This window comes from Rhodothermales bacterium (genome assembly GCA_013002345.1).
GTDB lineage: Bacteria > Bacteroidota > Rhodothermia > Rhodothermales > JABDKH01 > JABDKH01.
Genome location: JABDKH010000023.1, coordinates 1 through 7,932 on the forward strand (window position 1 = coordinate 1; position 7,932 = coordinate 7,932).

The 7,932-nt window shown below is 57.7% G+C and carries 7 protein-coding genes; 2 read left to right on the top strand and 5 right to left on the bottom strand.

Annotated features, from left to right (window positions below):
* On the bottom strand, positions 1-1,577 hold a 1,577-nt coding region (locus tag HKN37_00990; protein ID NNE45214.1), incomplete at its 3' end, for a tetratricopeptide repeat protein.
* Positions 1,578-1,838: 261 nt separating this feature from the next.
* Here HKN37_00990 and HKN37_00995 point away from each other — a divergent pair.
* Positions 1,839-3,674 carry a CBS domain-containing protein gene (locus HKN37_00995; GenBank protein NNE45215.1) on the top strand — a complete coding sequence of 612 codons (1,836 nt, stop codon included), beginning with the start codon at positions 1,839-1,841 and terminating at the stop codon, positions 3,672-3,674.
* An 18-nt stretch (positions 3,675-3,692) separates the two neighbouring features.
* Here HKN37_00995 and HKN37_01000 read toward each other — a convergent pair whose 3' ends face one another.
* From HKN37_01000 to HKN37_01015, 4 genes are all read right to left on the bottom strand, one after another.
* On the bottom strand, positions 3,693-4,148 hold the full coding sequence (locus HKN37_01000; GenBank protein NNE45216.1) for a hypothetical protein: 456 nt from the start codon (positions 4,146-4,148) through the stop codon (positions 3,693-3,695).
* 253 nt (positions 4,149-4,401) lie between these two features.
* On the bottom strand, positions 4,402-5,697 hold the full coding sequence (locus HKN37_01005) for a peptidoglycan DD-metalloendopeptidase family protein (GenBank protein ID NNE45217.1): 1,296 nt from the start codon (positions 5,695-5,697) through the stop codon (positions 4,402-4,404).
* Positions 5,698-5,818: 121 nt separating this feature from the next.
* A complete protein-coding gene (locus tag HKN37_01010; protein ID NNE45218.1) occupies positions 5,819-6,373 on the bottom strand; it encodes a cob(I)yrinic acid a,c-diamide adenosyltransferase in 555 nt (184 codons plus the stop codon).
* Positions 6,374-6,423: 50 nt separating this feature from the next.
* A complete protein-coding gene (locus HKN37_01015; GenBank protein ID NNE45219.1) occupies positions 6,424-7,209 on the bottom strand; it encodes an ABC transporter ATP-binding protein in 786 nt (261 codons plus the stop codon).
* A gap of 116 nt (positions 7,210-7,325) precedes the next feature.
* Here HKN37_01015 and HKN37_01020 point away from each other — a divergent pair, with 116 nt between their 5' ends.
* Positions 7,326-7,826, top strand: coding sequence for a hypothetical protein (locus HKN37_01020; GenBank protein ID NNE45220.1), 501 nt, complete (start codon positions 7,326-7,328; stop codon positions 7,824-7,826).
* The last annotated feature ends 106 nt before the right edge of the window (positions 7,827-7,932 follow it).

Sequence of the window (7,932 nt, forward strand, 5' to 3'; positions counted from 1 at the left end):
GCGTCAACCGCACGCTGCACCCATTCTCTTGCCTCGGCTGGCCGATCGAGGAGAAAGAGGATCCATCCGAGTGTATCCTGAAATGACGGGTTGTCCGGATCAATACTGATCGCCTGCTGCGCCAGTACAAGAGCCTCGTCCAGGTTCTCGCCGCGACTCGACAGGCTGTAGGCAAAATTGTTGAGCGCGAACACGTGAACACTATCGATCTTGAGTGCTGTTCGGTAGTGGTGGTCGGACTTGTCGTATATCGATCGTCGGGAGTACAAAAACCCCAGCGACGCATGAGCCTCTGCAGCAAGTCCCGCGGACCAGAGTTCGTCGTCGGACAGGAGCTCGACCGCGGTATGATATAGTTCGATTGCTCGCGTGTTGTTGTAGACGACCAGATGGCTGTGGGCGGTCGTTTCAATCAGGTCGACACGGCCGGGAAAGAGGAGGATTGCTTCTTCGCCTGTTCGCGCGGCCTCGCGGGGTTGGTCGTCGCTAAGGAATGCGAGCGTTGTCTGCAGCCATACGTCGGCATTTCTGGGGTCGACCGCGAGCGCGCGTGACAGCAGGCCTGCAGCCTCACCGAAATCACGACTACGGTATCTCAGATCGCCAAGCATCGTCAGCATGCCGAAATGGGATGGGTCAATCTCAAGTCCCCTGGTCAGGATGTCCGAAGCGAGCGAGTCCGATGCGGAGTCGACGATGGCCCGCATGTAGAGACGCTCCGCACGCTCCGCGATCTGATTTGCGCTGAGTCCATCGATGTCTGTTACTCGAGCCGTCAGGCTATCTGCGGTCGCGATGCGTCCACTACGTCGGTGCAGAGTGCCGAGCTCGCTGACAATATCCAGGTTGTCCGGTATGCTGCGGAGCGCGGTTTCGAGAACGACAATCGCCTCGGCATCGCGATCATTCCGCACCAGGAAGTCGCTGAGCATAAGGTGATACCGGGCGTTGTCGACATCCAGTTCCGTCAGCGCACGCAGGGTTCGCTCTACCCCCTCGCCGTCCTGAAGTCGACCGTATAGCTGCAGCAAGCGCGTGCGGAGCAGCCTGTCATCGCCGAGCAGGCGGATCAGTCGCTCGAAGGACTCCGCAGCTTCCGACTCATGACCAAGACGAACTTTCAGGCGGGCCATCTCGAAAACTGCGTCGGCGTTCTGCGGATTGTCGTGCACCAGCTGTTCATAGGTTTTCTCCGCCGCCGACAGGTTGCCCGAGAGAACCTGGATCCTCGCCAGATGGCGGATGTATTGGACGCCGGAATCAAGTCCTGCAGCTCTTTGTGCGTAGAGAAGCGCTGCGTCAAGATCGCCCAGTGCTGCATGGGACTCGGACAGGCTGAGGTACACGGCCGGCTCCGTGGGCGCAAATCGTGCCGCCTCGGCGAACAGCGTGACGGCTCTGTCGTGGTCGCCCGTCAATGAAAGCGTCAGGCCTCGCACGTAAAGGCGCGTTGCACGACTTGAATCAACGGTTGCAGACGCCACACCGTGACTGTCGGTCTGACCGACAACGGCAGGTGCGGCAAAAAGGAGAAACGCGGCAAGCAGCGCCGTATTTTGTATGCGTGGGGTATGCATAGGTTTGAAATGGCCTTTCGCGGAAACGAGGTGCGCGGGGGCTTGTTTCGGTCCTGTTCTAGTGGTGCGCCGGCCTGGCCTTGCGAGTTTGCATCAAATCGGTGAGATTAGCCTGCCATTTGTCGCCATTGTTACGCCTTTCCGGCACAAGGACACAAGTTTATCAGGAGAAGTATTGTGGGTATTCATGACGTAGGCGAGCCTGTCGACGACGCAGCGCTGCGAGCGTTTACACGGCAGTTGCTGGAGGACCTGCGGGCGATGGAGCTGATGCTCGGCAGCGACATGTTCGATAAGGGGACGCGAAGGATCGGCGCAGAGCAGGAACTGTTTCTGATCGATCGCAATTTCCAGCCCGCCATGGTCGCAGAGGAAATCCTCCAGATCAGCACGGACAAGAGAATCGTCAACGAACTGACCCGATTCAATCTCGAAGTCAACCTCCACCCATGCGAGTTTCGCGGCAAGTGCCTTTCCGAGGTCGAGAAGCAGATCAACGAAGCCGTTACATACGTGCGTGGCCTTGCTAACCAGTTTGGAGCCGAAACAATCCTCACCGGCATTCTGCCGACAATCCATTTGTCCGACCTTGGACTCGACAGCATTTCGCCGAAGCCCCGTTACTACGCGCTCAACAAAGCGATCATGACCCTCAAGGGTGGATCTGCCCAGTTTCAGATTCGTGGTGTGGACGAGTTGTCTTTCCGCCATGAGACGATCCTTGTTGAGGGGTGCAACACAAGTTTTCAGACGCACTTTCAGGTATCGCCTGAAGAATTTCCTCGTTTCTACAATATCGCGCAGGCTGTCGCCGGACCATGCCTTGCGTTGGCAACGAATTCCCCCGTGTTATTTGGCAAGCGGTTGTGGCGGGAGACCCGTATTGCGCTTTTTCAACAGGCGGTCGACACGCGCAGCAGCAACCTGTATCTCAGAGAGATGAGTCCCAGGGTTCATTTCGGGTCTGACTGGGTCAAGTCTTCGGTAACGGAGATCTACAAGGAGGACATTACGCGGTTTCGAGTAATCATGACAGCGGAGGCGGAAGACGCGCTGGACGTACTTAAGCAGGGCGGCGTACCGAAATTGAATGCCCTCCAGCTTCACAACGGTACGGTGTATAGGTGGAATCGAGCCTGCTATGGAATCACCGACGGCAAGCCGCATCTTCGGATTGAGAATCGGATCCTTCCGTCCGGCCCAACCGTCGTTGACGAAGTAGCGAATGCCGCGTTCTGGTTTGGTCTTGTCGCCGGACTTGCGGAAAAGGTCGGCGACGTGTCGCACTTGATGGACTTTGACGATGCCAAGAGCAACTTCATTGCGGCGGCCCGTCATGGTCTCGGCGCCCAGCTGGCCTGGTTTGAGGGTACACGAATGCCCGCCCACGAACTGATTCTCAAGAAGCTTCTTCCGGTCGCGCGCAAGGGCCTTGTGCTGGCCGACATCGAGCAGGCCGATATCGACCGCTATCTGGGCATTATCGAAGACAGGGTGTCACGTCTGGCAACGGGGGCGCAGTGGATGCTTGAGTCGCTCGCGCGAATGAAACGCCAACCTGGCACGCGCGCGGATCGCCTCAATGCAGTAGTGGCAGGGATGCTTTCCCGTCAGAAAGTTGGCAACCCGGTGCACGAATGGTCCCTGGCCACTCTCGATGAGGCGAAGGCCATGAGGCATATGCGGGGCACCCGAGTGGAGCACTTCATGACGACGGAGCTTTTTACCGTGAACGACGAGGAACTCGTCGAACTCGTTGCGTCACTTATGGACTGGAACAAGATCGAGCACGTGCTGGTCGAGGACAGGGAGCACCGGCTGGTCGGACTGGTCACTCATCGAAACCTGCTTCGCTATCTCTCGAGCAGTGGCGCGGGCGACGAGCAGGTGGACGTGCCTGTTAAGGATATCATGATCCGGAACCCGATAACGATTTCCCCGGAGACACTGACGTCAGATGCCGTGCAGCTGATGCGTCAGAAAGGAATCAACTCCTTGCCGGTAGTCCGAGACCGTCAGTTGGTCGGCATCATCACCGAGCGAGATTTCTATCGGATAGCCGGCGAACTGCTCGACGACAGCATGGAGGAGGAGTAGGGTACGAGTGCAGGCGAATTACTCGTCTTCGCTGGAGGTACGACTTGTCTTGTCCTCCTCCTCATCATCTTCCTCATCATCGTCCTCGACTTCGTCGTCGAGTTCGTCCAGCATATCCTCGTAGCCCGCGTCAGACTCAGAGTCGGCAGTCGTTTCATCGTCGTCGTCATCGACTATTACGGGCGCCGGTGGGAGAACGATCTTGGCGTCGTCCGAAAGCAGGTAGACGACTCCGAGATGGTGCTTGCCCGCCTTCTTGACGACACCTTGTTTGATCAGCAAAAGCGCCGTCTTGTGCTGACATGTTTCGTAGCCGCGCCCGGCCAGATAGAAGTTTGCGTTCTTGCGCTTTTCGCTAACGATCAAAGCGTAGCCCTTCTCGAGCTTCTTCCGGGCATGCTCCAACCAGCGGTCCCGAGAGACCGACGGGACTGCTCGGACTTCCGTGTAGTTTGATTCGGAATTTGTGCTCATGGCTGCAAGCTTCGAATGGGAGACAGCGCCCGGTCAACCTCGGTCGTTCAGGCGGGTTCCCGTGACTTTTGCCCGTGAATAAGATTCTGCCTTGCGCAGAAAGAATCGGCCGCTCCACATCTGATTTAAGGCCAGGCGCGGAGGTGGTGACGCCGCTGACGCGGACAGGTGCCCTGCGTCCAGGCGAAGTATCTCATTGGCTATCCAGCTGTGCCGTGCCGTAGGCGGTGTCCGAGTCGAAGCAGGGGGAAGGCTACTTCAGAATCAGTGCATAGGAAGGGAGGGACGCTTCTAAAGCTACGGCGTCCAGTTTCGCCATCAGGTCCTCCATCGCCGCGGCAAACGCCGGCCTGTTCTGTTCGGAAACGGGTTCGGCAGACGGGAACGATTCTTTCAACGGGTCGACCTGGTGGCCGTGCTTCCAGAATCTGTAGCATACATGCTCTCCCCGAGCGAGACCAGTGCTTCCCACGTATCCAATAACGTCTCCCTGTCGTACGTATTTGCCAGGGCTGATGCCGGCCGCAATCTTCGACATGTGCAGGTAAGCCGTCGTATACGTTCCGTTGTGGCGAATCTTGACGTAGCGACCATTTCCCCGGGCATATGTGGCCGCGGTAATCTGGCCGTCACCAGTCGCACGGATGGGTGTTCCTCGAGGGGCCGCATAGTCGGTTCCGAGATGCGAGCGATACCGCTTGAGTACGGGATGGAATCGGCGACCGCTGTACCGCGAACTGATCCGCGAGTACTTCACGGGTGCGGCAAGGAACGTCTTTCGAAGACTATTCCCCTCGTCATCGAAGTACGCGATGTCGCCCTGCCTGTCAAAGTGAAATGCCGTGAAGTCTCGACTGTGACTGACGAATCGGGCGGCATGTACGGTTCCGACTCCGGCGGACTCTCCATTGACAAAGCGGCGGTCGTAAATAGCGGTAAAGTGGTCGCCCGGCAACAGATGGTGGAAGTCTATCTGCCATGCAAAAATCTCGGCAAGCTCAAACGCTAGCTCGACATCAGCACCAACATCCTGCAGCGTCTCGTACAACGAACTTTGAATTGTACCGCGCACCGTCCGTCGCCTGACGAGGATTGGTCGTTTCCAGACCTCCACCCCGGGTACGTCCAGGTCGAAAACGACGTAGTCGAACGAACTCGGTTCGTAGACAAGTCCGGCAACAACTTCAGAACTGTCGCCATGAACGTAGACGTGATACGGCCGACCCGCTCGAATGCGTCGTACGTCAAAAGACCCCCGGGACTGATCGGCAATCTGTGCGATCTGCGGGCCAGTTACTCCGTACCTGCCGAGGATGTCAGAGAGCGTTTCATTTCGTCTCACGACGCCGTTATGCACTACATAGCGACTTGTGTCGAATCCGAATTCGTCCGTTGCCCCGACTATGTTAGACAGCGGCGGCGGGGGAGACGTCTCTGAGAATTCAGTACCGTCTTTCGCCGGCGAGGGCTCAGGATTCGCCAGCGCAAGTGCGCTTGCGCCGATTGCGGCGGCGACGAAAGCGTACAGAATTGACTTTCGGACTGGCACGGTGAAAGCGCTTTACGAAATCGGTGGAGAAAAGAATATAAGGTCCGTCCCCTGATTCGGTTCCAGTGGACGCGACCGGGCATGTCTCTGAGTTATCGACTCATATCGATCGGGCAGAAGCCTATTCGCTCTTCCAGATCACGTCAACCGACCCGGCCGACGCGTTCGCATGTCGCGCCATCACAAACAGGAGATCCGCGAGACGATTGAGATAAACCACCGTCTTTTCGTTGATTTCTGCCGACTCTCCGAACTGGACGACTCGTCGCTCAGCGCGGCGGCAGACTGTTCGGGCGAAATGCAGTGAAGCCGCAACCGGAATTCCACCGGGCAGGATGAATGACTTGAGTTCGTCGAGCCCCTCGTCCGTTCCGTCGATGTCGGCCTCCAGTTGTCTGACCATTCGTTCCTCGACCCTTGGGACGTCTACCCGGGCGTCCAGAGGAGTGGCCAGATCCGCACCGACCACGAAGAGCTCGGACTGAATGCGTTTCAACATATTTGCAGTCGGCCCCAGCGTATCGACGCTTGTTTCGTGACTCAGGACCATGCCTATGGCGGCATTCAGTTCGTCTACCGTACCGTAGGCTTCGATTCGCGGATGATGCTTCGCAACGCGACTGCCACCCAGAATGCCGGTCGTTCCGGAGTCGCCTGTTCCAGTATAGATCTTCATTCCAGTTGCTGCTGAGACTTTCGTTTTGAAGCTCGCCTCGAGGAGGTCGGTCAAGCTTCTGCCGTCGTCAGGTTTTCGTGGTATCGTATGTCCATGATGTTTCCGTCTTCCACCGCGATTGACGCCCGGACTCGGAAGACGCTCGCGATCAAATCTGATGTAAGCGTTTGAGCGGGCGATCCGATCGCTGCCAATCGTCCGCCATCGAGCACGAGCACGCGATCGGCGAAATGCGCGGCCAGTTCCAGGTCGTGAAACGCTGCGACGACCGTGCAGCCCGAATCGACGTAATTTCTGACATGCCCAAGAAAGGCTATGCGGTGATGAATATCGAGGTGAGCTGTTGGTTCGTCGAGCAACATTATATCTGGTTGTTGAGCGAGGGCCTGAGCAAGGAACACACGTTGTTGCTCGCCGCTGCTGAGCGAGTGGATGGACCGCCCCGCGAAATCCGCCAGGTCTACGCCCATCAACGCATCGGCTGTGACGCGCCGATCCTCGTGGTCATATGCCGCCAGCCATTTCTTGCGTGGGGCTCGCCCGAGCATCACGAGATCTTCGACTCTGAAATCGAAGGCGAGCGAAACCGACTGGCGAACGAAAGCAAGTTTCCGTGCCAGTTCTTTCCGATGCCACTCTCGGAGCTCCCGCTCCGCGACAGACACGTGTCCCCGATATTCAAGCAGTCCGCCGAGTGTGCGCAGCAGGGTGGTTTTGCCAGCGCCATTGGGTCCGAGGAGGGCTATCCACTCCCCTCGGTCGACCTCAAATCCAACGTCTGTGAGCACCGGGACGCCGTCGAGGTCAACATTCAGTCTGTCTGCACGAAGAACCATTACCGGAAATCAAGGGTCAAAACGATGGAGGGCAGTGGAACCATTTGTCGGCCAGCGGTATTGCACGGGAGGCATCACACGGTGCCTGGGCCCCACCTGAAGCACGGTCGCATCCCATGAGACGCACGAACTCGATCCTTCTCGTCGCAACCTGCGTCTGCCTCTGGTCGTGTGACGCGACAGACAGCCAGGACGAGTTCGTTACAGCCGCGACTTCTACACCTTCCGGCTTTTCGGCGACGGATGCGTCCGGTGGGCTCGTCAGAGACGAAGAAGGTCAGATTGTATCGGAAGATACGGACGACTGGCGGACTGCACCGTTCTTTGTCGGAAAGGTCGTGGTGAGGCCTGCCTATCCGAATCCGGCGGTAGCCGGGGGGACAGTTACCGTGCCGATTCGGATTCTTCAGTTTGACGACGTCTCTGGAGGACTAGTCCTGCGGACTCTGGTGGGAGAGCAGTTTCCGCTCCTCGACGAGCTCATCGATACGTCGAGCCCGGGCGAACGCATCATGCAGTTTAGTGTCGCGCAGATAGGTGAGGCAGGTCTGCACCGACTTTTTATCCTCGATAGCTTCGGCGAGATGGTCTCCTATGGTGACGTGTTGATCGAATAGACGACGTCGACCCGGGTCAGAGCGCTGTGCGCGGCAGCAACTGTACGTATTCAAATGCTGTGATGAAACCGACGGAATCGAGAACCGACGATATTGACAGAGCTCT